At 30.1% G+C, this 25,941-nt stretch carries 33 protein-coding genes; 14 read left to right on the top strand and 19 right to left on the bottom strand.

Annotated elements, in window-relative coordinates:
• From ACIJYH_RS04160 to ACIJYH_RS04185, 6 genes are all read left to right on the top strand, one after another.
• The gene (locus tag ACIJYH_RS04160; protein WP_435162419.1) at positions 1–1,128 is read left to right on the top strand and encodes a cobalamin-independent methionine synthase II family protein; all 1,128 of its coding nucleotides are present in this window, start codon (positions 1–3) and stop codon (positions 1,126–1,128) included.
• A 97-nt stretch (positions 1,129–1,225) separates the two neighbouring features.
• The gene (locus tag ACIJYH_RS04165; protein ID WP_435162421.1) at positions 1,226–2,452 is read left to right on the top strand and encodes an ABC transporter substrate-binding protein; all 1,227 of its coding nucleotides are present in this window, start codon (positions 1,226–1,228) and stop codon (positions 2,450–2,452) included.
• Positions 2,453–2,501: 49 nt separating this feature from the next.
• Positions 2,502–3,530, top strand: a complete 1,029-nt coding sequence (locus tag ACIJYH_RS04170) for a carbohydrate ABC transporter permease (protein ID WP_435088827.1) — start codon at positions 2,502–2,504, stop codon at positions 3,528–3,530.
• 2 nt (positions 3,531–3,532) lie between these two features.
• Entirely contained in the window at positions 3,533–4,414 is an 882-nt protein-coding gene (locus ACIJYH_RS04175; RefSeq protein ID WP_435162423.1) for a carbohydrate ABC transporter permease, read from the top strand.
• On the top strand, positions 4,411–4,680 hold the full coding sequence (locus ACIJYH_RS04180; RefSeq protein WP_435162425.1) for a hypothetical protein: 270 nt from the start codon (positions 4,411–4,413) through the stop codon (positions 4,678–4,680). The genes ACIJYH_RS04175 and ACIJYH_RS04180 overlap by 4 nt, the downstream gene beginning before the upstream one ends.
• Before the next feature lie 146 nt (positions 4,681–4,826).
• Positions 4,827–5,069, top strand: a complete 243-nt coding sequence (locus ACIJYH_RS04185) for an HAD-IA family hydrolase (RefSeq protein WP_435164250.1) — start codon at positions 4,827–4,829, stop codon at positions 5,067–5,069.
• Here ACIJYH_RS04185 and ACIJYH_RS04190 read toward each other — a convergent pair.
• From ACIJYH_RS04190 to ACIJYH_RS04220, 7 genes are all read right to left on the bottom strand, one after another.
• On the bottom strand, positions 5,059–5,814 hold the full coding sequence (locus ACIJYH_RS04190) for an alpha/beta fold hydrolase (RefSeq protein ID WP_435162427.1): 756 nt from the start codon (positions 5,812–5,814) through the stop codon (positions 5,059–5,061). The genes ACIJYH_RS04185 and ACIJYH_RS04190 overlap by 11 nt on opposite strands.
• Positions 5,815–5,819: 5 nt before the next feature.
• A complete protein-coding gene (locus ACIJYH_RS04195) occupies positions 5,820–6,428 on the bottom strand; it encodes a LysE/ArgO family amino acid transporter (protein ID WP_435162429.1) in 609 nt (202 codons plus the stop codon).
• 9 nt (positions 6,429–6,437) lie between these two features.
• On the bottom strand, positions 6,438–7,943 hold the full coding sequence (locus tag ACIJYH_RS04200; RefSeq protein WP_435162430.1) for an ABC transporter permease: 1,506 nt from the start codon (positions 7,941–7,943) through the stop codon (positions 6,438–6,440).
• The gene (locus ACIJYH_RS04205; protein WP_435162431.1) at positions 7,933–8,994 is read right to left on the bottom strand and encodes a quaternary amine ABC transporter ATP-binding protein; all 1,062 of its coding nucleotides are present in this window, start codon (positions 8,992–8,994) and stop codon (positions 7,933–7,935) included. Before ACIJYH_RS04205 ends, ACIJYH_RS04200 begins: the two co-directional genes overlap by 11 nt.
• A 78-nt stretch (positions 8,995–9,072) precedes the next feature.
• Entirely contained in the window at positions 9,073–10,035 is a 963-nt protein-coding gene (locus ACIJYH_RS04210; protein WP_435162432.1) for an ABC transporter substrate-binding protein, read from the bottom strand.
• A gap of 119 nt (positions 10,036–10,154) precedes the next feature.
• The gene (locus ACIJYH_RS04215; RefSeq protein WP_435162433.1) at positions 10,155–11,636 is read right to left on the bottom strand and encodes an aldehyde dehydrogenase; all 1,482 of its coding nucleotides are present in this window, start codon (positions 11,634–11,636) and stop codon (positions 10,155–10,157) included.
• 3 nt (positions 11,637–11,639) lie between these two features.
• Positions 11,640–12,050: a VOC family protein gene (locus ACIJYH_RS04220; RefSeq protein ID WP_435088819.1), complete on the bottom strand. Its 411-nt coding sequence runs from the start codon at positions 12,048–12,050 to the stop codon at positions 11,640–11,642.
• Between the two features lie 72 nt (positions 12,051–12,122).
• On the opposite strand from ACIJYH_RS04220, the gene epsC reads away from it, so the two are divergent.
• Genes epsC through ACIJYH_RS04240 form a run of 4 tightly spaced genes read left to right on the top strand, consistent with a single transcriptional unit; the run spans position 12,123 to position 14,422 of the window.
• Positions 12,123–12,701 (top strand): serine O-acetyltransferase EpsC, encoded by a 579-nt coding sequence (gene epsC, locus ACIJYH_RS04225; RefSeq protein ID WP_435088818.1) that lies wholly within the window; start codon positions 12,123–12,125, stop codon positions 12,699–12,701.
• On the top strand, positions 12,701–13,702 hold the full coding sequence (locus tag ACIJYH_RS04230) for a cysteine synthase A (protein ID WP_435097977.1): 1,002 nt from the start codon (positions 12,701–12,703) through the stop codon (positions 13,700–13,702). The genes epsC and ACIJYH_RS04230 overlap by 1 nt, the downstream gene beginning before the upstream one ends.
• Before the next feature lie 51 nt (positions 13,703–13,753).
• Positions 13,754–14,086: a DMT family transporter gene (locus ACIJYH_RS04235; protein WP_435097974.1), complete on the top strand. Its 333-nt coding sequence runs from the start codon at positions 13,754–13,756 to the stop codon at positions 14,084–14,086.
• Positions 14,087–14,422, top strand: coding sequence for a DMT family transporter (locus tag ACIJYH_RS04240; RefSeq protein ID WP_435088811.1), 336 nt, complete (start codon positions 14,087–14,089; stop codon positions 14,420–14,422).
• Here the strand turns inward: ACIJYH_RS04240 and ACIJYH_RS04245 are convergent.
• Genes ACIJYH_RS04245 through ACIJYH_RS04260 form a run of 4 tightly spaced genes read right to left on the bottom strand, consistent with a single transcriptional unit; the run spans position 14,419 to position 16,371 of the window.
• A complete protein-coding gene (locus ACIJYH_RS04245; RefSeq protein ID WP_435162434.1) occupies positions 14,419–14,766 on the bottom strand; it encodes a DUF952 domain-containing protein in 348 nt (115 codons plus the stop codon). The genes ACIJYH_RS04240 and ACIJYH_RS04245 overlap by 4 nt on opposite strands.
• A 45-nt stretch (positions 14,767–14,811) precedes the next feature.
• Positions 14,812–15,333, bottom strand: coding sequence for a DUF924 family protein (locus tag ACIJYH_RS04250; RefSeq protein ID WP_435162435.1), 522 nt, complete (start codon positions 15,331–15,333; stop codon positions 14,812–14,814).
• Complete coding sequence (locus tag ACIJYH_RS04255) at positions 15,330–16,136, bottom strand: inositol monophosphatase family protein (protein ID WP_435162436.1); 807 nt, start codon at positions 16,134–16,136, stop codon at positions 15,330–15,332. Before ACIJYH_RS04255 ends, ACIJYH_RS04250 begins: the two co-directional genes overlap by 4 nt.
• A 55-nt stretch (positions 16,137–16,191) precedes the next feature.
• Positions 16,192–16,371 (bottom strand): hypothetical protein, encoded by a 180-nt coding sequence (locus ACIJYH_RS04260; RefSeq protein ID WP_435088807.1) that lies wholly within the window; start codon positions 16,369–16,371, stop codon positions 16,192–16,194.
• Positions 16,372–16,415: 44 nt separating this feature from the next.
• On the opposite strand from ACIJYH_RS04260, the gene ACIJYH_RS04265 reads away from it, so the two are divergent.
• The gene (locus ACIJYH_RS04265; RefSeq protein ID WP_435162437.1) at positions 16,416–17,273 is read left to right on the top strand and encodes an NAD(P)-dependent oxidoreductase; all 858 of its coding nucleotides are present in this window, start codon (positions 16,416–16,418) and stop codon (positions 17,271–17,273) included.
• 289 nt (positions 17,274–17,562) lie between these two features.
• Here the strand turns inward: ACIJYH_RS04265 and ACIJYH_RS04270 are convergent, their stop codons facing one another.
• The 6 genes from ACIJYH_RS04270 to ACIJYH_RS04295 are packed head-to-tail and all read right to left on the bottom strand — an operon-like array spanning position 17,563 to position 21,370.
• Complete coding sequence (locus tag ACIJYH_RS04270) at positions 17,563–18,129, bottom strand: SOUL family heme-binding protein (RefSeq protein ID WP_435162438.1); 567 nt, start codon at positions 18,127–18,129, stop codon at positions 17,563–17,565.
• Between the two features lie 4 nt (positions 18,130–18,133).
• Positions 18,134–18,700, bottom strand: coding sequence for a hypothetical protein (locus ACIJYH_RS04275; RefSeq protein WP_435162439.1), 567 nt, complete (start codon positions 18,698–18,700; stop codon positions 18,134–18,136).
• 38 nt (positions 18,701–18,738) lie between these two features.
• A complete protein-coding gene (locus ACIJYH_RS04280) occupies positions 18,739–19,503 on the bottom strand; it encodes a sulfite exporter TauE/SafE family protein (RefSeq protein ID WP_435162440.1) in 765 nt (254 codons plus the stop codon).
• Positions 19,494–19,763, bottom strand: coding sequence for a GNAT family N-acetyltransferase (locus tag ACIJYH_RS04285; protein ID WP_435162441.1), 270 nt, complete (start codon positions 19,761–19,763; stop codon positions 19,494–19,496). Before ACIJYH_RS04285 ends, ACIJYH_RS04280 begins: the two co-directional genes overlap by 10 nt.
• A 5-nt stretch (positions 19,764–19,768) precedes the next feature.
• Entirely contained in the window at positions 19,769–19,933 is a 165-nt protein-coding gene (locus ACIJYH_RS04290; RefSeq protein WP_435162442.1) for a hypothetical protein, read from the bottom strand.
• 3 nt (positions 19,934–19,936) lie between these two features.
• Positions 19,937–21,370: a helix-turn-helix domain-containing protein gene (locus ACIJYH_RS04295; RefSeq protein ID WP_435162443.1), complete on the bottom strand. Its 1,434-nt coding sequence runs from the start codon at positions 21,368–21,370 to the stop codon at positions 19,937–19,939.
• A gap of 111 nt (positions 21,371–21,481) precedes the next feature.
• Between ACIJYH_RS04295 and ACIJYH_RS04300 the strand changes: the two genes are divergently transcribed.
• From ACIJYH_RS04300 to ACIJYH_RS04310, 3 genes are all read left to right on the top strand, one after another.
• Entirely contained in the window at positions 21,482–21,643 is a 162-nt protein-coding gene (locus ACIJYH_RS04300; RefSeq protein WP_435162444.1) for a hypothetical protein, read from the top strand.
• 56 nt (positions 21,644–21,699) lie between these two features.
• The gene (gene aceA, locus ACIJYH_RS04305; protein ID WP_435162445.1) at positions 21,700–22,974 is read left to right on the top strand and encodes an isocitrate lyase; all 1,275 of its coding nucleotides are present in this window, start codon (positions 21,700–21,702) and stop codon (positions 22,972–22,974) included.
• Positions 22,975–23,065: 91 nt separating this feature from the next.
• Complete coding sequence (locus ACIJYH_RS04310; RefSeq protein WP_435162446.1) at positions 23,066–24,205, top strand: glycine cleavage T C-terminal barrel domain-containing protein; 1,140 nt, start codon at positions 23,066–23,068, stop codon at positions 24,203–24,205.
• On the opposite strand, the gene ACIJYH_RS04315 is transcribed toward ACIJYH_RS04310, so the two are convergent.
• A complete protein-coding gene (locus ACIJYH_RS04315; RefSeq protein WP_435162447.1) occupies positions 24,202–24,969 on the bottom strand; it encodes an ABC transporter permease in 768 nt (255 codons plus the stop codon). The two genes, ACIJYH_RS04310 and ACIJYH_RS04315, sit on opposite strands and share 4 nt — an antisense overlap.
• Positions 24,959–25,894 carry an ABC transporter ATP-binding protein gene (locus ACIJYH_RS04320; RefSeq protein ID WP_435162448.1) on the bottom strand — a complete coding sequence of 312 codons (936 nt, stop codon included), beginning with the start codon at positions 25,892–25,894 and terminating at the stop codon, positions 24,959–24,961. Before ACIJYH_RS04320 ends, ACIJYH_RS04315 begins: the two co-directional genes overlap by 11 nt.
• Between the last annotated feature and the right edge of the window lie 47 nt (positions 25,895–25,941).

Raw genomic sequence — 25,941 nt, forward strand, 5'->3', positions numbered from 1 at the left:
ATGACTAAAATTAAAACAACTCATGTTGGAAGCCTACCAAGATCAAATGAACTTTCTGATCTTCTTTTTAAAAAAGATAAAAAAGAGAAAATAGATTTAGATAATTTTGATGCGGTAGTTAAAAAAGATGTAAAAAAAATTGTAAAAAAACAAATTGATCTAGGTGTTGATTTTATAAGTGATGGAGAAATGTCTAAGATTAGTTATGCAACTTATGTAAAAGATAGAATAGATGGCTTCTCAGGAGAAAGTGAAAGAAAGGCTCCTAGAGATCTTGATGATTTTCCAACATTTAAAGAACGAATTGCTAGATCAGGCGGAACACCAACTTATACAAGACCTTGCTGCACACATGAACTAAAAATAAAAGACACTTTATCTTTAACTAAAGATATTAATAATTTTAAAGATGCTCTCAAAGAGAATAATCACAATCAAGCATTTATGAATGCAGCTTCTCCTGGGGTAATTTCTGCTTTCTTACCAAATAAATTTTATAAAAATGATGATGATTATTTAAACTCTTTATCAAAGCTTATGAAACAGGAGTATGAGGAAATTGTTTCAAATGATATACATTTACAGCTAGATTGCCCCGATCTTGCTTTAGCTAGACACATGACATTTAAAGATTTATCTGAAGATGAATTTTTAAAAAGAGCAGAGAAGCAAATTGAATTTCTTAATCAGTCTTTAGAAAATATTCCACAATCTAAAATTAGAATGCATATCTGCTGGGGTAATTATGAGGGGCCTCATTCACATGATATTTCTTTAGATAAAATTTTACCTTTAATTTTAAAAGCAAATGTTGGGACGTACCTACTTGAGTCATCAAACCCGAGACATTCTCATGAATGGCAAGCATTTGAGGACATTAAATTACCTCAAGATAAGATTATAGCTCCAGGTGTAATCGACTCTACTACTAATTTTATAGAACACCCAGAGGTTGTAAAAAATAGACTTATTCAGTTCTCAAAAGTAGTTAACAAAGATCAATTAATGGCTGGAACTGATTGTGGATTTAGTACTTTTGCTGGATTTGGAAATGTTGACGAAAGCATAGTTTATAAAAAATTAGAGTCTCTAGTAATTGGTACAGAGCTTGCTTCTAAAGCTATTTAATTTTTTACTTTGAAATTATCAAAAAAAACGACAAAATAGCTTTATAAATACTTTCAAGTATTTTGTAGGGTTTAAAGATTAAAATTATAGAAAGGTAATGAATATGAAAAAAATATTAATCGTATTATCATTTTTGCTATTTGGCACTTATGCTAATGCAGACTGTAATATTAAATCTGGCTCAATCAACATCTTAGCGAATGATTTTCCAGCATTAAGAACACTTGTTGATACAGCTAAAGAATGTAAAGGTAGTGCAGATTTTAAAGTAACACATTCAGCAGAGCACAATAAAATTGCTGTACCAGCGCTAACTGCTAATCCTTCAGAATTTTCTGTTAGAGTAGCAGCAAACAGTTCAATTGTTCCATTAATGAATAGTGATTTAATTAGACCTATGAATGATCTAGTTAAAAAATATGGAAAAGGCATTCAAGACTCACAATTAATTACAATTGATGGAAAAGTTATGGCTGTTGCATTTATGGCTAACACTCAACATTTGTATGTAAGAACAGATGTCTTAAAAGAAAACGGTATTGCAATTCCAAAAACTTATGAGGATGTTGTTGCAGCTTCTGAAAAAATTAGAGCAGCTGGAAAAATGAAATATCCTTATGCTGCAGCCTATAAAGCTGGCTGGAACTTAGCAGAAGAATTTGTAAACATGTATATTGGTCATGGTGGTGAATTTTTTAAAGCTGGAACAGCAAAACCAAACATCAATAATGCTAAAGGTGTAGCGACTCTAAATATGCTAAAAAAATTAGCTGATTTGAGTAATCCTGATTATTTAACACATGATAGTGAAGCTATTAAAGTAGAATGGGAATCTGGAAATGTTGCTATTATGACTTTATGGGCTTCAAGATCTGGAACTCTTTTAGATGATGAAGGTGATGCTAAAATCACTGCTGCTACTAAGCTAGTTGCACCAGCAACTGTTGGTGGTGGAAACATTCCTGCTGCAACACTTTGGTGGGATGGATTTACACTTGCTAAAAATAGACCAGATGCAGATGCAGAAGCTTCTTTTAGAGCAATGGCTCATGCTGCTTCTTCAAAAGAAATGGTAGCAAAAGCTGCAGACCAAGCGGTTTGGTTAGTTGAAGGATTTGTTCCAGGACCAAAATCTGTTGGTGTAATTGAAGCAGTTAAAATGGGTGCAAAACCTTATCCAATGTTACCTCAAATGGGACTAATGCACGGTGCCTTGGGTAATGAAATTGTTGAATTTTTGCAAGGAAATGAGTCAGCTGAACAAGCATTAAAAGATGTTGAAGCTGCTTATAATACTAAAGCAAAAGAACAAGGGTTCCTATAATATCTAAGTATCTTTAAGTGGGGATTTATTCCCCACTTAACTAAAATTCATGCCTAATAAAAGTTTTTTTTGGTTTTTTATACCAACTGGTTTAGCAATGATTTTATTCATTGGTTTACCCATTATATCAACTGGTGTTCAGTCTTTTTATGCTCAACATGATCAGATTTTAAAAGAAGTTAAAAAATGTGATCCATTTGGCTGCAAGGTTTCAGTACAAATTGATCAAGAAGCTACTTCAAAAATTAGGGAAGAAAAGCCACTTGGAAAATTTAATGGTTTTGGAACTTATGTAGACAGAAATCATTTAGCGACTGACCAATTATCTAATTTTTGGAATGAGAGTAACTCAGCTGGAGAATTTTTATCTAAAGTGGGTAATCTGCCTTTTTATAAAGCATTAATTTTTACTTTTACTTATTGTATTATTGTTACACCGTGTGTTCTATTATTAGGATTTGTTATAGCCCTTAGTCTAAATTCAATTTCTAGGAAAATAAGAGGTGCTTTAATCTTTGGTACAATTTTACCAATGATCGTAACTCCATTAGTTGGTTCTTTAGTTTTATTTTGGATGGTAGATGCAGAAGGAATTATTGGAGCAAACTTACAATTATTGATGAATGATCCTTATCTATCAGTTAAATCTTCAAAAACACTTACTTGGATCACAATTATTATTTATGGTATTTGGCATCACTCCCCTTTTGCCTTTGTAGTATTCTATGCAGCTTTACAAACAGTTCCTCAGGAACCGTTAGAAGCTTCAATTATTGATGGTGCTTCAAGATTTCAGAGAGTTAAGCATATAGTTTTACCTCATATTTATCCTGTCGTAACATTTGTAGCTTTAATTTCTTTAATGGATAACTTTAGAGTATTTGAACCTATCATTGGTTTTAGCGCCCAGGGTAGTGCTCAATCATTGTCTTGGTTGATATATGATAATTTAGTTAACGAAGAGGTTATTTTATTTGGCTCAGCAGCTGCAACTTCAATAATGACAATAATTGGAATAGCAATAATACTAACACCAGTTTTAATAAGAACTTGGAGAGAATTTAGAACAAATAGATAATTATGGATTACGGATTAGATAAAAAATCAAATAGTTTAAAAACCTTCAATACTATGTTTATAGTTGTTTGGTTATTGATAGCATGTTTTCCATTTATTTGGACTTTTTGGGGTTCTTTTAAAGTAAGAGCAGACTTTTTTTCAAGAGCTGATTGGTGGTATGCAATAACAGCTTTCAACACATTATTAGAAACTGGTAAAAGTTTTATAACTGAAGCTTATAGTGGCGCATGGTTTGAAGGTGAGTTTTGGAAAGCATCAAGAAACACGATAATTGTAACTGTAAGTGTAGTTTCTGTTTCTTTGTTTCTTGGAACATTAGGAGCTTACGCTTTATCAAGATCTACAAAAAATTATGCATTTTGGATTTTAATTATTGCATTAGTATTTAGAGCTATGCCTCATATAACTTTAGTTTCTGGGTACTTGTTTCCTTTTTTTCAATTACAAATTTGGGGAATTCTACCTACAACAATTGTAGTGTTAATAGCAATTAATCAACCATTTACACTTTGGCTTCTTTACTCTTTTTTTAAAACTGTTCCAAAAGAACTTGACGAAAGTGCACTAATAGATGGATGTACATACTTTCAAACATTCAGACATATAATTATGCCTGTGATGTGGCCAGGAGTTATAACAGCGGGATTATTTAGTTTAATGCTAGCATACAATGATTTTACTGTAACGGCCTTATTACTTAATCAAGAAAATCATACAATGGTTCCTAAAATTCAGAGTTATCTTGGAACCAATCAACACGAAGGCAATTTGATGTGGGCAGTCTCTGCGGTAGTTTCTGCTACAGCACCTTTGTTCTTATTAGTAATGTTTTTTCAAAAACAAGTAATAAGTGGTTTAACTGCTGGAGCTGTTAAAGGTTGATAAAATATAAAGCTGTACTATTTGGTTCTATTGGAACTATTATTGAAACTTCAGATTTACAAAGAAAAGCTTTCAATTTAGCATTTAAAAAAAATAATTTAAATTGGTTGTGGACAAAAAAAATATATAAAGATTTATTAAATAAATCTGGTGGTAAAGATAGAATTTTGAATTATTCATTACAAAAAAAAGTTTCTGTTGATGCAGAACGTTTAAGAAATATTAAAACTAAAATATTTAATGAATACTTGAAAAAAAAAAATTAAAACCAAGACCAGGAGTTAAACAGTTAGTCAACGATTGTAAAAAAAAGGTATCAAACTAGCTTTAGTAACATCTACAACAAATGATAATATAAATTCTATTTTTTTTTGTTTGAAAAAATCTCTAAAAAAAAAAAGATTTTGATTTCATAGGAAATTCTAAAGTAATAAAAAAACCAAAACCTTTTCCTGATATATATAAATTTGCTCTTAAAAAACTTAAATTAAAAGCTAACCAATGTATAGCGATTGAAGATTCTCAAGAAAGTCTTAATTCAGCAATTAAAGCTAATATCAAATGTCTAATATTTCCAGGAGAATTTCATACCTCAAAAAAATTTAAAGGAGCTTTGAAAAAAATTAAAAGGGTAAGTAGAAATATTATTGAATAATAAAATCTTTAATTAAATTATTAAATTTATCTGGTTCTTCAAGATGTACGTTGTGACTACAATCTTTAAAGATTTCTAGTCTACTATTTTTAATTTTTTTGTTAAGTGTATCAACTTGCTCAAAATTATATGAGGTATCTTTATCACCCCAAACTATTAATGTTTCATTTTTAATATTTTCTAATTCATCTATTCCTGACCAATTTTGCATTGCTTTGAGTGCATTATCTGCAGTCTCTAGAGAAACATTTTTGACTGCATTTGCACATAAATAATAATTTTTATCTTGGTCACCTTTTACGAACCATTTTTGTGGTACTCTTGAAAATGAAATTTCTACCCCATCTTCTCTAAGTTTTCTTCTAGTTTCGTCAATTGGTTCAAACCTTCCAGGTATTTCACCAACAGATCCTGTTGCAAAGCAAATTAGTTTATTAACTCTGTTACCAACAATTTTAGTAATTTCTTGTACTATCATTCCACCCATTGAATGACCAAGTAAATTAAATTTATCTATTTTTTTTTCATCAATTAAGTCAATTACAAACTTAGCCATTTTATTAATTGAGTCTAATGATTGAACACCACTACTCTCACCAAATCCAGGTAAAGCTGGTGAAATTACTCTACAAAAATTTGAAAAAAAATTTCTTTGATTACACCACATTTCAGATGAGCCTAAATAACCATGAACTAATACTAAAGGATATCCCTCACCTACATCATCTATATAAATTTTACTCATAATATTTAATTAATTATTTTTGTTATAATAAACAATGTTAAAAAACTCATAAAAATAATTATTGAGATATTAATTATATTCCAAATTTTTTTACTTTTAGCATATTTAGACAAATATTTTGAAAGATATCCAATTAAGAAAAAAAATAAAAAAGATGCGATTGATGCACCTGCTCCAAAAAGTATTTTTTGACTAATTATGAAGTTTTTTGAAAAATTTCCTAAAAAGAATACTGTATCAGAATAAACATGTGGATTTAAATATGTAAATCCTAGAGTTTTTAAAAAAATATTAAATGCTGTAATACTGGTTAAATCTGTATCAAAATTTACTGCTGTATTATAATTTTTTATTTTTGAATAAATAAAATGAAGTAGAAAAATGACTAAGGCTATATTGAATATTAATTCAACAATTGAATTAAAATACTGATTAAAAAATTGAAAAATAAATATCCCAAGAAAGATTAAGATTAAGTCTGAAATAGAACAAACTATACAAACAAGAAATACATGTTGTTTTTTTAAACCTTGTTCAATTACAAAAATATTTTGAGCACCAATTGCTAAAATAAGACTTAAACCAGTAAAGAAACCTAATAACAAAAATTCCATTAGGGTTTATTAAACTCTTTTCTTACCTTGAACAACCCTATCTAAAATTAATGCTACAAATAATATCGCAACACCTGCAAGAATACCTTGACCAACATTAGCGTATTGTAAAGCTTCTAATACATCTTGTCCCAAGCCTTTTGCTCCAATTAGTGATGCAACTACAACCATTGCTAAACTTAACATTACAGTTTGGTTTACACCTGCTAAAATTGATGGAGTAGCTAAAGGTAAATCTACCTTTCTTAGCAAATACCATTTAGTTGCACCGTAAGCTATTGCAGCTTCCCTGATTGTCTCTGGCACTCCTCTTAATCCAAGTACTGTTAATCTTACAACAGGAGTTCCACCAAATATCATTGTAATTATTACTGCTGCAACCTTCCCTGTCCCAAAGAATGCAATTACAGGTATCATAAATACAAATGCAGGCATTGTTTGCATAAAATCCATTATTGGTCTTATCATTGAATAAAATCTTTGTCGTCTTGCACAAAAAATTCCAAGTGGTATTCCAATTGCGATACTTAAAATTGCTGCTGTTCCAAGTAGAGCTAGTGTTGTCATTGCTTTAACCCAAAAACCTAAAAAGCCCATATAACATAAGAAACCTGCTGAATAAATTGCAGCTCTGGGGCCAGCTGATAGCCCTGTTAAAGTCACTATTGCAGTTATGATTACAATCCATGGTGTTTTAACAAATAATAATTCTAAAAAATCTAAAACAGATCTAATACCAATTGTAATTGCAGTAAATAATGCATCCCCTTTTAATACAGCATAATTAAAAATTTTTTCTACCCAGGCAATAGAAGTTAATCTGATATCTGGATGAGTTGGAAATTCATCCATAATTACAATTAAACCTGGAAAACTGTAGTGCACTACTGAAAAGAACATAATTACGGAAGCAAAAACTGTACTTAAAATATAGTTTTTAGTTTGCATACCAGGGCTTATTGATTTGTCAGATAACCATTCGGAATATCTTTTTTCTAATTTAGAGTTTGCAAGAACACCTTGGGCAATCTTAATTGAAATTAAAAGTGCTATTCCAAAAATTGTTATCCAGATGGCTGATGCTTCAATTCTACTAACTTCATCAATATAGCCTTGCATGGCGTCCTCTAATGATTTGATATTTCTTTTATAGACATCAACTTTGTCAGGATTATTGGTAATAGCTGCTTCTAATTGCTTATTTCTAAATGCAATTGTCGATTGGACCTGTTCAATTTTTTGAATAGCATCTTTTGTGATATTACCAAATAAACCTCTTATTATTTGAACAACAGAAAAAGTTTCAATAATTAGAAAAGTTAAAGCCCAATTCCAAATGTTTCTCATTCCAAACCAAATTGGTCCAAGAATTGCTGCATAAAGATTAAATGAAAAAGAAAAAGTAGGTTTGCTACCTATTTGTTGGAATTTCTCAATATAATATTCTGGATTTGTTTTGACAAAATCAGTTATTAACTCTGATCTAGATGGATTGTTTAGCTCTTTACTCACCATCTCCTCCTTCAATAACTGCTTTTAAAAGATCTGACTGCGATATAACACCAACAATTTTATTTTGATTATTATTTACAATTATTGGCTTATCTCTAGATGCTGACGTTTCAATAAGTTTACTTAGCAAATCACTCTCATTAACAATTTCTAAATCATTTGTAATTTTTCCATTTTTATTTTCAAAATTTTCAACAGTTTGCATTATTGATTTAGCCTGAACTACTTTTAATCTAGAAATACCTTTAACAAAATCAGCAACATAATCATCTGCTGGACTAACAACAATTTCTTCTGGAGTTCCAATTTGAATTACTTTCCCATCTCTCATAATTGCAATTCGATGACCTACTCTTACAGCTTCATCTAAATCATGAGTAATAAAAACAGTAGTTTTTTTCATTTGTTTTGAAAGTTTAATAAACTCAGATTGAAGCTGTCTTCTTATTAAAGGATCTAATGCACTAAAAGGCTCATCCATTAATAAAAAATCTGGATCTGCTGCTAAAGCTCGAGCTAGCCCTACTCTTTGTTGCATACCACCTGATAATTCATGTGCAAATTTATTTCCCCAACCTTGTAATTCTACGATATCTAAAATTTTATTAGCTGCATCCAATCTATCATTTTTACTTACCCCTCTAATTTCAAGAGGCATTGCTATATTATCCACAACAGATCTATGAGGCATTAGTGCAAAGTTTTGAAATACCATACCAATTTTTTTATTTCTTAATTCTTGTAAATTATCTCTATCAAGTGTCATTACATCCTGACCGTTGATTAAAATCTTGCCAGATGTTGGTTCTAAAAGTCTATTAATATGCCTAACTAATGTTGATTTTCCACTACCTGAAAGGCCCATTACACAAAATATTTCACCCTGCTTAACATCAAAAGAAACATCAGATACACCTATAACTGAGTTATATTTCTCTAAGGCTTCATTTTTTGAAATTCTTTTATTTTGAATTGCATCTATTGCTTCGTTCGAAGTGTTACCAAACACTTTCCAAACATTTTCAATTTTAATTGCTGGTCCAAATGAATCCATTTAACTTTCTTTTATTTGAGGAAAATATACCCGGCAATATATAAAATTGCCGAGTATAAATAATTTATTTTATTTAGATTAAAGACCTAACCAACCGTCAACTGTTGATTTGTTAGCTTTCATCCAAGCTCTTGCTACATCAGCTGGTTGTTTTTTCTCAACTGAAATTGCATAAGCCATAGCCGATACATCGTCTGCAGTTAATTGAAAGTTCTTAAAAAATTCAACAATAGCTGGAGATTTACTTTCTAAAGAAGTACCCCAACCAATTTGAATTTGTTTAAGTGCATCTTTCGAAGCAACATAAGATTTTTTATACCAGTCAGCATCTTCTTTAGGTTGTACCATTTTGTATTTAGCTGGATCAAATTTTGGCTCTTCCAACATAACTACATCAGCCATTCCCCAAATTGCATGTGGCTTGTAACAATAAAATGCATAACCTTCGTCTTTTTTAATAAAGTCAAGCACTCTTGCATTTTTAACAGCCTCTGCTGCTCTGATTGGCTCAATCCCTGCATCATATAAACCATAATCTCTTAGTTTAACTTGGTTAACATTAGCTGACGCCCAACCATCTGCTCCAATCCAAAATTCACCTTTGCCATTGCCATCACTATCCATAGCTTTAACAACTTCAGGTCTTCCTAAATCTTCAATTGCAGTAATATTAAATTTTTTAGCAAATTGTTGAGAAACACAATAACCTTGGTTTCCTTCATATGGTTTGCTACTTAATTTTAAAGTTCCTTTAGGAACTAAATCATTTGTGTAAGCTTGTTGGTTAGGTAGCCAGATGTCAGGGTGAACTTCAATCTCACCTTTACTTCTGTCGATCGCACCATAAATAGCAGTGTTGTTTCCTGGAACAAGTTCTGCTTCTCCACCCATTTTTTCTGTAACAACTAAAGCTAATAAGTTTGCAATAGCTGTTGCACCTGTCCAACCTGGATCTCCAATTTTTACCTTCTCAGCAAATGTTGAAAAAGTAGCAAAAAGTGAAATTAATCCAGCTACAAGTGTAGTTTTAATTATTCTCATTATCTCTCTCCTATTAATTTAAAAATTTAGTCTAACGCGAATGAACAAAGTGAGTCAAAGGAAATAAAGTTACAAAAGATATATGTAGCCTTGTCTTTTTAACTTAATAGTCGCAGTAATTATTGATGACTAATCCAGATGGTTTTTGTCTGAAGAAATGAATTAAGAGCTTCAGTTCCTTGATCTCTGCTTAATGAACCTGATTGTTTATAGCCTCCAAATGGAGTTTTAATATCTCCCTCTGAAAAAGTATTAATTGATACTGTCCCACAAGGTAAACTTTTTGCTAGATGAAAAGCTCTATTTATATCTTGGGTGAATACACTAGCATGTAATCCATATTTTGAATTACTTGCAATTTTCAGAGCCTCTTCATCATTTTTAACTGTCAAAACTCCTAATACTGGACCAAAGATCTCTTCTTGAGCAATGGTCATATTTTCTTTTAATCCATCAAACAATGTTGGCTTTGCATAAAAGCCTTTTTGTTTATTGTTTGATACTCCACCAGATAAAAGTTTTGCACCTTCATCTATTCCTTTTTGAATATATCCATCGACTGTTTGTAAATGTCCTTTTGATATCATTGATCCCATATTTGATTTTAAATCTAATGGATCACCTACTTTTAATTTTTTTACTCTTTTTATTACTTTGTCTAAAAACTCATCCTTAACTTTTTTGTGAACTATCTGTCTCATGTTTGCAGAACAGTTTTGACCGCCATTCCAAAAAGCAGAATTTATTGCATTATCAATTAAATCATCATTAATTTTGGCGTCTTCTAAAACTATGAATGGACTTTTACCACCCATTTCAAGTGCAACAGGTTTTAAATTACTTTCACTTGAGTATTTTAAAAAATATCCACCTACTTCAGTTGAGCCTGTAAATGAAACAGCATCAATATCCTCATGTCGACCTAGAGCCTCACCAACATCCCCATATCCTGGAAGAACGTTTAATACACCGTCTGGAATTCCAGCCTCTTTACCAATTTGAGCAACTCTAATTGCAGTAAGCGGGGTATCTTCTGCTGGCTTAATTATTACTGAACAACCTGCAGCTAATGCTGGTGCCATTTTCCAAACAGCCATCATTAGTGGAAAATTCCAAGGAACAATTCCTGCAACAACACCTATTGGTTCTTTAATTATTAAGCTTGTAATCGATGGTTCAGTTGGACCAACTTTTCCAAAAACTTTATCTATTAGCTCTCCATACCACTGGAAGTGCATCGGAGCATCATTGGCGACTTCATTAATACAATCTGTAACTAACTTTCCAGTATCAACACATTCTAAAACTGAATTTTCATCTCCATGTTTTCGAAGTAATTCTGCAAATTTTAATAAAATTTCTTTTCTATGTTCTGGAGAACATCTTGACCAAACACCACTATTAAAAGCTTTTCTTGAAACTTTGACTGCAAGATCAACATCTTTATGATTGCATTTAGCAACAGTACAAAGTTTTTCACCTGTTGCAGGATTTATTGTTTCAAATTTTTTACCATCAATAGCATTTACATATTTGCCATTAATAAATGCTCTTCCTTCAAACTTTAATTTCTTTGCAATAGTTTTATAATTGGTAGCCACTAACTATTCTGGATTAGCTGTAAGTGTTTTTATCTCTAAAACATTTTCATTAGGGTCTTTTACGAAGAAAGTTTCCTGTTCGTACTTAGTTCCTTTAAATCTTAAGTATGGCTCATCATAATACTTAGTGCCATTATCTTTTAATCTCTGTTTAAGAGCATCAAAATCTTTCTTTGATAAATGCACACCAAAGTGAGGAACAGAAACATTTCCCATATCAACATCATGTCTTTCATTATCCAATTTATGCTCACTTGCATGAAGAGTTAATTCATTGCCCCAAAAATCAACATCAGCCCATTCTTGATCAGAATTATCTAATCTACAGCCTAATGTTTCGCTGTAAAATTTTTTTGCAACCTCTAAATCACCACAAGGTACTGCTAAATGAAAACAATTTGTATTTCTGTACATAAATTCTCCTCTTTAATTATGAATTATAATGACTATATAAAGATCACTTTTAAGTCAATCTAGCAAAAAAACATGGGAAATTTTTTACAATCTATAATTGATCGAGATCCAGCTGCAAAATCTAAGTTAAGTTTAATTTTAACTTATCCAGGAGTTAAAGCTGTGTTCTTTCACAGAATTGCTAATTTTTTTAGTGTAGCAAAATTTGATTTGATAGCTCGAATAATCTCTCAGTTTTCAAGATTTTTGACCGGTATTGAAATTCATCCCAAAGCAAAGATTGGAAAAAATTTATTTATAGATCATGGAATGGGAGTTGTAATTGGAGAAACTTCTGAAATAGGAGAGAATGTAACTATCTATCATATGGTTACACTTGGAGGAATTGCTCCAAGTATAAATTCAAATGGTCAGCGTAATATTAAAAGACACCCAACAATCGAAGATGATGTGGTTATTGGATCGGGTGCACAAGTGTTAGGTCCTGTCAGAGTTGGAAGATGTGCTAAAATTGGTGCTAACGCAGTGATTACAAAAGATGTTCCAGAAAAAGCTGTTATGGTTGGCATTCCTGCAAGAAATGTTGGAATCGCTGATAGCGAATTCAAACCTTACGGTATTACTCCAGATAGTGATACAAAATCAGATTAATGAGTAAAATTCAAAATGATTTTATTTCAGGGATTGGAAACACTCCTTTAATAAAATTAAGAGCTGCATCAGAAATAACAGGATGTAATATTTATGGTAAAGCTGAATTTTTAAATCCAGGTGGATCTGTTAAAGATAGGGCTGCATTAGCATTAATTAGAGATGCTCAAGAAAAAAAATTGATTTCAAAAGGTGGAACTGTAGTTGAGGGAACAGCAGGTAATACTGGAATTGGTTTAGGCCTTTTAGGAAATTCTTTAGGGTACAAAACCATTATTGTAATGAACGATAATCAAACTCAGGAAAAAAAGGATTTATTAAAAAACCTAGGTGCAGAACTTAGATTGGTAGCACCAAAACCTTACAAAGATGAAAATAACTTTGTAAAAATTGCAGCAAGACTAGCTGATGAATTAAGACCATCAAATAATAACGGTGTTATCTGGGCTAATCAATTCGATAACACAGCAAATGCAAAAGGTCATTATGAGGGAACTGGACCAGAAATTTGGGACCAAACAGATGGTAAGGTTGATGGATTTGTTTGCTCATCTGGAACCGGTGGAACTATTTCTGGTGTAAGTAATGCTCTTAAAGAAAAAAATAAAGATATAAAAATTTATTTATCAGATCCCAAAGGTTCTGCTCTTTATAATTACATAAAGAATGGTGAGTTAAAATCAGAAGGTGGATCTATTACTGAGGGAATTGGTTCAAGTAGAGTAACTAAAAACTTTGAAAATGCTAAAATAGATGATGCTTATTCAATCGATGACCATGAAGCACTACCAATTCTATACGATCTAATTCAAAATGAGGGGTTAAGCCTTGGTACAAGCTGTGGAATTAACATAGCTGGTGCAATCAGACTTGGTAAAGAACTGGGACCTGGAAAAACTATCGTTACAATTCTTTGTGATCGAAGTGACAAATACTCAACAAAAATGTTCAACAAAAAATTCCTTGAGGAAAAAGGATTACCCTTCCCTAGCTGGCTTTAAAATACCAAAATAGTTATATATATTTATCAAGATTTAATTTAAGATTATTAGATGAGTCTGGCCACATCATATGGTTTTCTAATCCTAGCAGTTGTTCTAGGTGTAACTTCAAATAGTTTTGCGAAAACTGCTGAAGGATTCACACTTATATTTCCAAGTATTATTACTGGAATAACGATTGTTATGTGCATGTATGCACTTTCGATGGTAATGAAAAATATTCCAATGGGTATTACTTATGCATCCTTTGCGGGTTTAACAATCATTGCAACTGTAGTTGTTGGAATATTTAGATTTGATCAAATGCCTAATCTCTATTCAATAATTGGTTTGGTCTTTATTATAATTGGAGTTTTAATGGTAAACCTTCTGGGAAATAATTAAATGAAACCTTTGTTTGGATATTTGTTTTTAGTTGTTGGTATTTTTGCTGGGATAGCTGCTAATAGTTTTGCAAAAATATCTGAGGGTTTCACAAAGACTTTGCCAATAATTTATATGTATCTACTGATGATGATTTGCTTATTTTGTATTGCAAAAGCTATGCATGCACTTCCAGTTGGGTTCGCTTATTCAACATATAGCGGATTAACAGTAGTGGGTGTTGTGGCATTTGCTATGATTAAATATAATCAAATTCCAAATATTTATGGTCTTGTAGGAATAACGTTAATTATTATTGGTGTTGTGATGGTTAATTACTTGGGAAAATTAAATTAATTAAAATTATCAGGTAATTTATGAGTACCATCATCTGACAAGATGATTTGAAATTCATCTACAACATTAGACAAATCTAATGAAGAATATAAATGAGGAAACATATTTCCATCAGAGGCTTGTTCCCAAATTAAATTATCTAATTTTAATGTTTCAACTTTAAGTAAAACTAAATTCTTTTGTTTTGAATAATGCTTTTCAAGAGTTCCTTTGACCTGATCTTCTCCTGAAAAATGAATAAAACCATCCTTTGCATCTTTAGAAGAGCCCAAATAAGTCTCAGCATCTTTTACTTTTTGCCACTCACCCTTATCAATTATTTTAAAAATATATTTTAAATTCACAACTACCAGGAAGAATTAGGACTATTTAAAAAAGCTATTTCCTCATCAGTAGAACTCTCTTTCAAGAACCTTGTTTCTATGAGGGTATCTATGGAATAATCTAATTGCTTTTGTGTGATCTTGCCAAAATTTCTTAATTTGAACATAGTCCTCATGCTCTCTGAGATATTTATTTAGCAAATAATAAGCCATGTCGTGATCTGTTATTTCTTCACTATGAATAAGAGGTAAAATCATAAAAAATCTTTGGCTTTCATTCATTGCTTCAAGATAGCCGGCATAAACAGCGTCATTTACAATCAATCTTGTTTTGTGATCTTGTGCAAAAGCCTTTTTGTCATCTCTAAACATGTTTCTTGAAAATTGATCAAAAAGAATAACTAACGCAAGGGCACTCGTCGGTTGATCTTGCCAATCATCATACTCATTCTGAGAAGCTAATTCATAGTCTTTTAAAAACTTGCCTCTTATAGTTTTATCAAATGCTTCATCTTTTTTAAATCTTTTTTCAGATGGAGTTTCTTTAAACCAAAAATCTAAAATTTCTTGAGCTTTATTTGGGATCATTTTGAAACTGGTTTCAATAATCTTAAAAATTTATTATGAATAATTTTGTTTGGGGATACTAAAATATTTCCAGCATTAACAGCATCTCTATTGTCCCAAGTAGAAAGATATCCGCCTGCAGCTTTAATAATTGGAATAATTGGGTGAATGTCCCAAATTTTATTTGAACATTGAATTACAACATCCACTCTTCCCTCTGCTAAATGTGAATAGCTTAGAGCGTCACTACATGGAAATTGCATTAATTTTAAAATTTGTGGAATTTTTTTTTGCTTATCTAGCGAAAGCGAACCATGAAATGCTGCTGAAACTTTTACATTCTGAAATGTGGCTTTATTATTTACTGACAACTTTTTTCTTTTTCCATTATCAACTACATAAGCAGTTTTTTCGGAGTAGTTTAAATAATATTTTTTAAGAACTGGAAAATTAGCTAAACCTAAAATAGGATTTCCTTTATAATTTAATGAAATAAGGTTACTCCAAGTTGGATTACCAATAACAAATGATCTAGTGCCATCGATAGGATCGATAACCCAAGTAAAATCACTTTTTGATTTTTTATGACCAAATTCCTCACCAACTATTTGATGGTCAGGAAACTTATTTTTAATTTTAGATCTTATAAATTTTTCAAACGCTTTGTCAGATGTTGTTACTGGATCGTATCCTTTGTCTTTTAGTTTATTTGATACTTTAAATGTTCTATTTAATTTTAAATAATAAAAACCAGTTAAATCTTTTGCTAACTTATTTAAAAAATTAGCATAAATTGGATAGTTTTTTGAATTAAATTGTTCCACATCAATCTCTTACTATTTTATTAATGCTGAATAAAGTTAAAATTTAATTACTAGTCTATTTTTTCAAACAATTATTAACTAGTATTGCCATCAAAATCCAAACAACAAAAGCTTCTCCATGTGTGAACACGTAGTCAGCCCCAGCAGCACCTGCTATAATATTAATTGCATAGATAATTATAGTTGATGCAACAAGACTAATTAATAAATCTTTTAATGCGCATAAGTATTTCATGAATCAACTGTATACATATTAAATTATCATGTAAACTTCATTATATGAATAATGTTGGCTTTATTGGTGTGGGTTACATGGGCTATGGAATAGCCAAAAATATTTTAACTAAAAAAAACAACTTATTTGTAATTGCTAACAAAAATAGAAAACCAATTGAAAAAATTGTTAGCAAAGGTGCTAAAGAAGTAAAAACTTTAGAGGACTTTAGAGAAAAACAGTTAGATGTATTAGTTAAGTGTGTAACTAACACGCCTATAGCAAAAGAAATTGCTAACAAACTCAGCAAAAATTTAGATAAAAAAACTTTAATAATTGATATTACAACTCATAATAAAACAGGATCAATAGAGACAGAAAAAATCTATCGATCTAACAACATTAATTATGTTGAGTGTCCTGTAATGGGAGGTCCTGCTCAGGCAGAAGAAGGCATCTTAGGTGGTATTGTTGGAGCTACAGATAACAATTTTAAATTAGCAGAACCTTATTTAAAGTTATTTTGTAAAAATTATTTTCATTTTGGTTCAGTTGGAATGGGTGCAAAATCAAAGTTATTAAACAATTTTTTAACACTTGGAAATGCTGCATTAATAAATCATATGGCTAAGGCAGCAAAGGAATTTAATCTTGATTTACAAAAATTCTTTGATGTGGCAAAACTTGGTTCTGGTAATTCAGCCGCGCTTAATAGAATTTTTGACGCTTTACTTAAAAATGATTTAACTGGATTTAAATTTACAGCAATTAATTCAGTAAAAGATTTAAGCTACATTCAAGACTTGTTAAAAGATTTTCCTGAAGCTGAAAAAATTGCAGAAGATAATAAAAATTATTTTCAAAAAGCTGTTGATGATGGTTATGGGGAAAATTTTATTAGTGAATTGATTGGTAAAAAGTAATTTGAAGAAGATTAAATAAAATTATCGAGATTCTACTAAAGCCATAGGTTGTATTCAAGGAGTATATTTGCATAAAAATCAAATAAATAAATTGAAATAAATTTTATAATAACTATCTTTATATTGAAGGAGGTTATTATGTTAAAACTTACACCACCTGATACATAAGTGAAAAAACAATCCATAAAAACAACAAATAAAATCCAATCGGATTTAAAAGCCAAAGAGGCTATATAAGGGAGCTCTTTAGGACTTATCTTAAAGAGCGAACCCTTATAAACATTTAACCTTATTTATAAACTATTTTAAACATTGCCTCATTTCTTCTATTCATCGGAAGTGTAAAAGGACTATCGTAAGTAGCTCTTATGGGCGAGCTTGAAGTGGTAATATTATTTTTTTCTAATTCTTTTAAAAGAAAATCTTTATATTTAATAAAGTTTTTATCACTAGCTTTTCCAGAATATCTAATGACAGCATAATAGCCCCCTTCAATATTTACAATACTTACATTTTCTTTTGTTGGTTTGGGTACATTTTTAGAATTAAATTTAGAAGGTAGATAAAATTGCATACTCATGTTACCGTTTTTTTCAAATTGTGTAACGGGTGTGGTCATCTTTATCTTCTCATTATCTTCATTTCTTCCAGATATATAATTGAACAGTTTTCTAAAATTATTCTCTGATCCAGAATCTATAGTTTCAACTGCCAAACGATCAGAATATTTTCTAATTTCATAAATTTCATTTTTTTGAATAACTTTATAATTAGGTTCATCATAAGCCATTAACAAAGAATAAGGTAAAAAGACCAAAGTACAAAATATAAGAGTATTTAATTTTAGAAATTTCATAGATTTAGATTACTTTGTACTCAAAGTTTTGGGTGTTTTGATTTATTTGTACTAATTTAGCGCCATTTTTTGTGTGAAAATTAGTTGCCATTTCAGTTAGTGGGGAAAGTGTAACCAATCTATTTAAATGATTTGATTTTTTAATTTTTTTAAATACTTCTTTAACTATTAATTTACCTCCACCTTTTTTCTTAGACCAAACAGTGTAAGCAATAGCAATTTGACCACCGCTTTGATCTCTCATCGTACTTTGCAAAAAAGCATCTGTACTTAATTTTTCTAACTCATCGACACTTTTTGGAATTATATTAGTATAAGCAAAACACATAACAGCATGAATTTCACCATGATACTCTACTCCATATATTTTTCTACCATACCCAGTTCTAAATTCATTATCTAGTTCAGGTCTCACTGGATCATCTTCGGTATTACATTCTTTAAGCTCTACAAGTTTAGCTCCTTTTACCCAACCAAAAAAATTATCAATATTTTGATTTAGTATTTGTTTATTTTTTCTAATTCGCGCTTTAATTCTTGGTTTAAATTTTTTATTTAAAATTTTAATCATAAAAAATTAATATTACTTATTCATTAAATTTCTTTTATTTAATAAATTGTCACATAATTATTAAAATAATCATAGATTAATTTAGAGCTAGAAAATAGGATAAGTACATAAATAATATTATAAAATAATTTTTCATCTAATATTTTAAGAATTCTATATCCAATATATATTCCAACAATTGCTAATGGTACAAGCATCATTGATTGTTTGAAGGTTTGAAAGTTCATCATCGATAAGTGAATATAAAATGGAAGTTTAATTAAGTTAACAAAGGTAAAAAAAATAACTCTTGTTCCAACATAAATTTCTTTTTTTAATCTTAATGGTAATAAATAAATGCTTGTAGGTGTACCGCCTGCATGTACACAAAAACTTGTAAACCCAGCAATAGCTGAACATATTCCACCTTTAAAAGAATTCTTTTTAGACTTTTCTTCTTTATTTTCTTTAAATAAAAAATAATGAACTGTGAAAATGAATCCCATTACACCAAGAATAAATTTTAGTATGTCTTCTGAAAAATATGAAAATGTTAATGATCCTATTAAAATTCCAAATCCAGCAAACGGAATTATTAGTTTTAGAGTACTCAAATCAAATTCTTTTCTAAAACGATATACTGCAATTATGTCTGAAAATATTAAAATTGGTAAAATAATTGCTAATGCTTGACTTAAAGGCATCACTAATGTCATTAAAGGAACTGAAATTAATGATATAGATCCTCCTAAACCAGATTTAGCAATTCCATACAATACAATTGCCGGAACAACTGTAAAAAAAAATAATAAATTTATTTCCATTCTTTTAAAGAATTTAATAATTTGTGACCCAAAGGACTAATTGGATACTGTAGTATAATTTTTCTACCTGTTTTTTCTCTTACAAGTTTAAGTAATTTTTTTGCCAATCCTTGTTTTCTAAATATTGGATTAACAAATATATATTCCACCTCTCCCTTTTCATTAAAACGGACAAACCCTAATGTTGTGTTTTCATTTTTAAAAGTAAAAACTTCGTCAGATTCAACAAGCTCATAATTGGAAATATCAATATTGATCATAAATATTAATAATTAAGTAGTAAAAGAATAATAACAATAGTAACTAAAATTGAACTTACAGCTATATAGTTCAATCTAATATTAGATTTTTTTTCAACATATTTACTAATTTTCTCCCAAAAAAGAACAGCTAAAAGAATTACAATAGCTGGCAATATATATTTGATCATTGTTTAAGAATTGTTATCACTAACATAAACAGAAACTCCTCTTGAGTTTAAATCTACATCAAATTTTTTATGTAATGGTGGAAATGCTCTTTGAGAACAATCTAGACGATCACAAGTTCTGCAAGAAACACCTATTGGAATTTCTGTTGATTTATCATTAATATTTACATTTTCCGTATATACAAAATCTTTTGCATATTTAGCTTCACAACCAAGTCCTATTGATAATATACTTTTTGCTTGTCCAAATCGTCCAATCCCTTTTTCAACAGTTCTTGCAATACAAACATATTTTTCACCATTAGTCATTTTGCTTACAGCAGCTTGAATAACACCTGGTCTAGTTAATGCAGAATAAACATTCCATCTTGGACATGCACCACCATATCTAGGTATATCAATACCTGATAAAGAAAATCTTTTTGAAATATTTCCAGCCATATCTACTCTTAAAAAATGAAATGGAATCCCTGGTAGTTTTGGATCTTGTAAACATGTTACTCTATGTGCAACTTGTTCAAATGATGTGGCAAATGTATTTTGTAATAACTCCAAATCATATTTAAGTTTTTTGCACTCTGTATGAAACAATTTATAGGGCATTAATATTGCTGCGCCACAATAATTTAACAAAGCTACTTTTGTTAATTTTTTTGATTCATCTGATGGAAAGCTAAACGTTGATAAATATTTATCAACTTCTTTACTTGCTCCTTCTTGAGCAATCTGTGCTGCTGCGTGTAATTTTTTTGTCTCTAATGAACTATAGTCACTTAATAAAAGTTCTTTTTTATTCTTATTATAAATTTTTGAAAAAGGTTTATTTTCTTCTGGAATTACATCTAAAACTTTAATTGAGTATGCGGATTTTAAATATTCACATAAAGCAATATATCTCGTTCGATTATTTTTTTGAATTTTTTCAAAAACTTTATTTGCAAACTCTTCTAATTTAGGAAAATAATTTTTATTTTGTTGAAGAAAATCTGAAATAACTTCACCTGGGAATGAATTTTTTCTATTATCAACAATCTTTCCAGATATTTTTTCAATTTTATCAATTAATTCATGATCTTTTTTTTTTAATATATCACCCAATCTTACGATTGCTTTACCAATTTTAGGATTAGTACTAACTAAATCTTTAACTTCAGGTCCTAAAATATCTAAGTCTTCAAATAAACTGTCATCTAAAATTTCAGAAATTGTATTTTGCAAGTTGAGATCTGTCTTTGATGTTAGATCGGATAGTTCAATATTTAATTTTTCACATACATTCAATAGAAGGTCACCATCTATTTTTCTTTTTCCACTTTCAATTAAATTTAAATAACTCGGAGATATGCTTAATTCTTCTGCTAATTTGTTTGCCTGGAGACCTAACTGTCTTCTAAAAGCTTTGATTTTTGGACCAATTTTTAAATCTATTTGACTCATATTTACTATTTGTAAATTTTGTAAATTTATTTTTACAATTATTTTCTATGATTTACAAGCTTTTTTGCGAATTTTGTGGCAATTGTAAATCTTGTAAATTATAAGATTTATATGAATAAAAAATTAAATAATAATGAAAATGAAGCTCAAATCATAAAAAAAGAAGATTTTGATCAACATAACAGTAGAGGTATCTACATGAGAGATGATCATTGTGATTGGGGTTCTAGTGGAATGAGTGATCTTATTAAGTCTTTAGACGATAATAACTAATCCATTTTTACTAATTCAATTTTCTTTAATAACTAAACATCATAGGACTATTAATAATGAGTGCAGAAAATATCTCATACGACCTTAAAAGATTTGCTGGAATTAAACGTGATTACTCAGAAGAAGAAGTGGAAAGATTAAGAGGGTCAATTAAAATTGAATATTCTTTATGTAAAAATCAGTCTAAAAAACTATGGAATTTATTAAACACAGAAGCTTACGTAAATACACTTGGATCATTATCTGGTAATCAAGCAGTTCAACATGCTAAAGCAGGTTTAAAAGCAATTTATCTTAGCGGTTGGCAAGTCGCTGCTGATGCAAATACCGCAGGTGAAATGTATCCTGATCAATCTTTGTATCCTTATGATAGTGCACCAAAATTAGTTGAAACAATGAATAACTCATTAACTAGAGCTGATCAAATTCAACATATGGAACTGCAAGATGGTGATATGAAAAAAGAAAACGCCATTGATTATATGCTACCTATCATTGCTGATGGTGAAGCAGGATTTGGTGGACCATTAAATGTATTTGAATTAACTAAAAAATTTATAAGAGCTGGTGCAGCGGGTGTTCACTTTGAAGATCAATTAGCTAGTGAAAAAAAATGTGGCCACATGGGTGGCAAAGTTTTAGTTCCTACTGGAACAATGGTCAAAAATTTAAAATCAGCTAGACTAGCTGCTGATATTGCGAAAGTTCCACTAATTATTTTAGCAAGAACAGATGCAAATGCTGCAAAATTAATTACTAATGATTTTGATGAAAATGATAAACCATTTTTGACTGGAGAAAGATCACCTGAGGGCTTCTTTTATGTAAAAGATGGAATTGAACAAGCAATATCTAGAGGTCTTGCTTACGCACCATATGCTGACTTAATTTGGTGTGAAACAGCAACTCCAAACCTTGCAGAAGCAAAAAAATTTGCTGATGCAATTCATGAAAAATATCCTGGTAAATTATTAGCATATAACTGCTCACCATCATTTAATTGGAAAAAGCATTTAAGTGATGATGAAATAGCATCATTCCAACAAGAGATTGCTAAAATGGGTTATAAATTTCAATTTATCACATTAGCTGGATTCCATACTCAAAACATAGCTATATTTGAGCTAGCAGAAAAATACAAAGCAGAAGGTATGACTGCTTATTCTAGAATACAACAACAAGAATTTTCTAGAGAAAAAGATGGCTATACAAGTGTGAAGCACCAAAGAGAAGTTGGAACTTCATATTTTGATGCAGTATCAAACACTATTAGTAGTGGAAAGAGTTCAACAACTGCAATGGCAGGTTCAACTGAATCTGAACAATTTTAAACAAAAATAGATTCCCTCTAGTTTTTTTAATAGCCCTTAACTGGGCTATTTTTTCTTTAAAAAACTAGAAATAGGATGTTAATTATCAAAAATGAGTAATAAAAATTTTGGTTTTGGTACACAAATTAGAAAATCTCCTTACTTTGACTCCACTGTCAAATGGGGTGCTACAGGATTTTCGGTTTATAATCATATGTATATTCCAAGGGATTTTGGTAGTCCTGAGCAAAATTTCTGGAACTTAATTGAAAAAGCTATTCTTTGTGATGTAGCTGTTGAAAGACAGGTTGAGATTACTGGTCCAGATGCATACAAGTTTACACAATTATTGACGCCTAGAAATTTATCAAAACTTGCTATTGGTCAATGCAAATATGTTTTAATTACAAATAATGAAGGTGGTATTTTAAATGATCCAGTTTTACTAAGATTAGATGAAAATCATTTTTGGTTATCATTAGCTGACAGCGATGTTTTGTTATGGGCGCAAGGTGTAGCTGTTAACTCAGGTTTAAATGTGCAAATTAAAGAACCAGATGTTTCTCCATTGCAATTACAAGGTCCTACTTCTGGTGAAATAATGGTTAAACTTTTTGGAGAAGATATAAAAGGTTTAAAATATTATTGGCTAAGAGAATATAATTTGGATGGTATTCCTTTAATTGTCTCAAGAACGGGGTGGTCAAGTGAACTTGGTTATGAAATATATTTAAGAGATGGTTCTAAAGGAAATGAACTATATGAAAAAATAATGTTAGCTGGAAAAGAACATGGTTTACAGCCAGGGCACACTTCATCAATTAGAAGAATTGAGGGTGGAATGCTATCATATCATGCTGATGCTGACATTAGTACTAATCCATTTGAATTGGGGTTGGATCGTCTTGTAAGTTTAGATAGTAATATAAACTTTGTAGGTAAAAAAGCTTTACAAAAAATTAAACAAAAAGGTGTAACAAGAAAACAAGTTGGTATCGAAATTGATTGTGAACCTTTAAAAGGGCCAAATACTACCTTCTGGAAACTTTCAAAAGATAATATGGAAATTGGTAAAATTACATCTGCAGTTTATTCGCCAAGACTAAAAAAAAATATAGCTCTTGCCATGGTTTTAGTTGAACAATCTGAATTAGGAAACAAATTTGAAGTAATTACTAATGAAGGTAATTTTAATTGTGCTGTAGTTGAAAAACCTTTTTATGATCCTAAAAAAAAGATAGCTAGTTGTTAAGATTTAATATTATAACCTTTTTTTAATAATACAGCCACTATCCCTATACAGGCAAATAAAAAAATTACCATTGAGCTAATACTAATCCAAATATTAAAGTCAGATACTCCATAAAAAGCAAACCTTAAACCATTAATTAAATAAACTACTGGATTAAAGTATGTAATCGTTTGCCAAAATGGTGGCAACATATCTAGTGAATATAGACTTCCACCTAAAAATACCATTGGTGTAATAATTAATGTAGGGATGATAGACATTTGTTCAAAATTAGAACTCATTAATCCTATTAAAAAACCAAACAATGCAAAAGTAAATGCAACAAGCATAAGTAAAAAAACCACTAAAAGTGGATATTTTACATCAACTTCAACAAAAAAATTTGCAGTAATAAAAATGACTACTCCAACAACCAGTGTCTTAGTGGCACCTGCTCCAACAAAAGCTAACACTATTTCTAATGTTGAAATTGGTGCAGCCAATATTTCATAAATAGTTCCATTAAATTTGGGAAAAAAAATTCCAAAAGAAGTATTAGTTATTGATTGAGTTAAAAGTGTTAACATTAGTAAACCAGGGACAATGTATGAGCCATAACTGATACCATCAATTTTTTCAACATAACCACCAATAACCGATCCAAATACAATAAAATAAAGAGAAGTAGATAGAACTGGCGAAAGTAAGGATTGCATTAAAGTTCTTTTAAATCTGTCCATTTCATGAAGATAAATTGCTTTAAATGCGGAGTAATTAAATTTCATTATTTTCCTTTACTAAGCTAACAAATATTTTTTCCAAAGTATTTTGTTCAGTTTTTAAATCTTTTAATTTTAAACCAGCATCTTTTAAATCTTGTAACAAATTAGTAATGCCCGTTTGTTCAGCTTGAACATTGTAAGTATAGTCAATTGACATTTTGCTTTTTCCTAAAGCTAGTTTATATTTTTCTAAACTATCTGGAATTTTAGAAATTTGATCTTGAAGTTCTACTGTTAATTTTTTATGCCCCATCTTTTTTAATAATTCTTTAGTTTCTTCAACAACTATTATTTCACCTTGATTGATAACTCCTACTCTATCCGCTATAGCTTCGGCTTCTTCAATATAGTGGGTAGTTAATATGATTGTTACACCTGTTTTTCTTAATTCTTCAACAATTTTCCACATATCCTGCCTCAACTCCACATCAACTCCTGCAGTTGGCTCATCTAAAAATAAAATTGATGGTTCGTGGGATAAAGCTTTTGCGATTAAAACTCTACGCTTCATTCCTCCTGATAATTGTCTTAATCTTTGATCTTTTTTATCCCAAAGACTTAATTGTCTTAAAATTTTTTCAATATGATTTGGATCAGGCTTTTTTCCATATAAGCCTCTTGAATATGAAACATTATTAAAAACAGTTTCAAATTGTTCTAAAGTTAATTCTTGTGGAACTAAACCAATTCTAGATCTTGTTTCTCTATAATCGCTAATAATATCAAATTCGTCAACAGTGACTTTCCCAGAAGATGGTTTTACAATACCACAAATTATACTAATTAATGTTGTTTTACCGGCCCCATTAGGCCCAAGCATTGCAAAAATTTCACCTTTTTTAATATTTAAATTAACACTTTTAAGAGCATTAAATCCATTTGCATAAACTTTTGAAAGATTATCAATGATTATTTGGTTTTCTGACATGAGATGTAACAATTATATAGAGGTTATCTATTGAATTTCAATAATAA

This window comes from Candidatus Pelagibacter bacterium nBUS_25, from assembly GCF_051200975.1.
GTDB lineage: Bacteria > Pseudomonadota > Alphaproteobacteria > Pelagibacterales > Pelagibacteraceae > Pelagibacter.

Coding starts and splice junctions, on each gene's coding strand:
- ACIJYH_RS04160 (WP_435162419.1), top strand. CDS start 1: ATGACTAAAATTAAAACAACTCATGTTGGAAGCCTACCAAGATCAAAT.
- ACIJYH_RS04165 (WP_435162421.1), top strand. CDS start 1,226: ATGAATATGAAAAAAATATTAATCGTATTATCATTTTTGCTATTTGGC.
- ACIJYH_RS04170 (WP_435088827.1), top strand. CDS start 2,502: ATGCCTAATAAAAGTTTTTTTTGGTTTTTTATACCAACTGGTTTAGCA.
- ACIJYH_RS04175 (WP_435162423.1), top strand. CDS start 3,533: ATGGATTACGGATTAGATAAAAAATCAAATAGTTTAAAAACCTTCAAT.
- ACIJYH_RS04190 (WP_435162427.1), bottom strand. CDS start 5,814: ATGAGTAAAATTTATATAGATGATGTAGGTGAGGGATATCCTTTAGTA.
- ACIJYH_RS04195 (WP_435162429.1), bottom strand. CDS start 6,428: ATGGAATTTTTGTTATTAGGTTTCTTTACTGGTTTAAGTCTTATTTTA.
- ACIJYH_RS04200 (WP_435162430.1), bottom strand. CDS start 7,943: ATGGTGAGTAAAGAGCTAAACAATCCATCTAGATCAGAGTTAATAACT.
- ACIJYH_RS04205 (WP_435162431.1), bottom strand. CDS start 8,994: ATGGATTCATTTGGACCAGCAATTAAAATTGAAAATGTTTGGAAAGTG.
- ACIJYH_RS04210 (WP_435162432.1), bottom strand. CDS start 10,035: ATGAGAATAATTAAAACTACACTTGTAGCTGGATTAATTTCACTTTTT.
- ACIJYH_RS04220 (WP_435088819.1), bottom strand. CDS start 12,050: ATGTACAGAAATACAAATTGTTTTCATTTAGCAGTACCTTGTGGTGAT.
- epsC (WP_435088818.1), top strand. CDS start 12,123: ATGGGAAATTTTTTACAATCTATAATTGATCGAGATCCAGCTGCAAAA.
- ACIJYH_RS04230 (WP_435097977.1), top strand. CDS start 12,701: ATGAGTAAAATTCAAAATGATTTTATTTCAGGGATTGGAAACACTCCT.
- ACIJYH_RS04235 (WP_435097974.1), top strand. CDS start 13,754: ATGAGTCTGGCCACATCATATGGTTTTCTAATCCTAGCAGTTGTTCTA.
- ACIJYH_RS04240 (WP_435088811.1), top strand. CDS start 14,087: ATGAAACCTTTGTTTGGATATTTGTTTTTAGTTGTTGGTATTTTTGCT.
- ACIJYH_RS04250 (WP_435162435.1), bottom strand. CDS start 15,333: ATGATCCCAAATAAAGCTCAAGAAATTTTAGATTTTTGGTTTAAAGAA.
- ACIJYH_RS04260 (WP_435088807.1), bottom strand. CDS start 16,371: ATGAAATACTTATGCGCATTAAAAGATTTATTAATTAGTCTTGTTGCA.
- ACIJYH_RS04265 (WP_435162437.1), top strand. CDS start 16,416: ATGAATAATGTTGGCTTTATTGGTGTGGGTTACATGGGCTATGGAATA.
- ACIJYH_RS04270 (WP_435162438.1), bottom strand. CDS start 18,129: ATGAAATTTCTAAAATTAAATACTCTTATATTTTGTACTTTGGTCTTT.
- ACIJYH_RS04275 (WP_435162439.1), bottom strand. CDS start 18,700: ATGATTAAAATTTTAAATAAAAAATTTAAACCAAGAATTAAAGCGCGA.
- ACIJYH_RS04280 (WP_435162440.1), bottom strand. CDS start 19,503: ATGGAAATAAATTTATTATTTTTTTTTACAGTTGTTCCGGCAATTGTA.
- ACIJYH_RS04285 (WP_435162441.1), bottom strand. CDS start 19,763: ATGATCAATATTGATATTTCCAATTATGAGCTTGTTGAATCTGACGAA.
- ACIJYH_RS04290 (WP_435162442.1), bottom strand. CDS start 19,933: ATGATCAAATATATATTGCCAGCTATTGTAATTCTTTTAGCTGTTCTT.
- ACIJYH_RS04295 (WP_435162443.1), bottom strand. CDS start 21,370: ATGAGTCAAATAGATTTAAAAATTGGTCCAAAAATCAAAGCTTTTAGA.
- ACIJYH_RS04300 (WP_435162444.1), top strand. CDS start 21,482: ATGAATAAAAAATTAAATAATAATGAAAATGAAGCTCAAATCATAAAA.
- aceA (WP_435162445.1), top strand. CDS start 21,700: ATGAGTGCAGAAAATATCTCATACGACCTTAAAAGATTTGCTGGAATT.
- ACIJYH_RS04310 (WP_435162446.1), top strand. CDS start 23,066: ATGAGTAATAAAAATTTTGGTTTTGGTACACAAATTAGAAAATCTCCT.
- ACIJYH_RS04315 (WP_435162447.1), bottom strand. CDS start 24,969: ATGAAATTTAATTACTCCGCATTTAAAGCAATTTATCTTCATGAAATG.
- ACIJYH_RS04320 (WP_435162448.1), bottom strand. CDS start 25,894: ATGTCAGAAAACCAAATAATCATTGATAATCTTTCAAAAGTTTATGCA.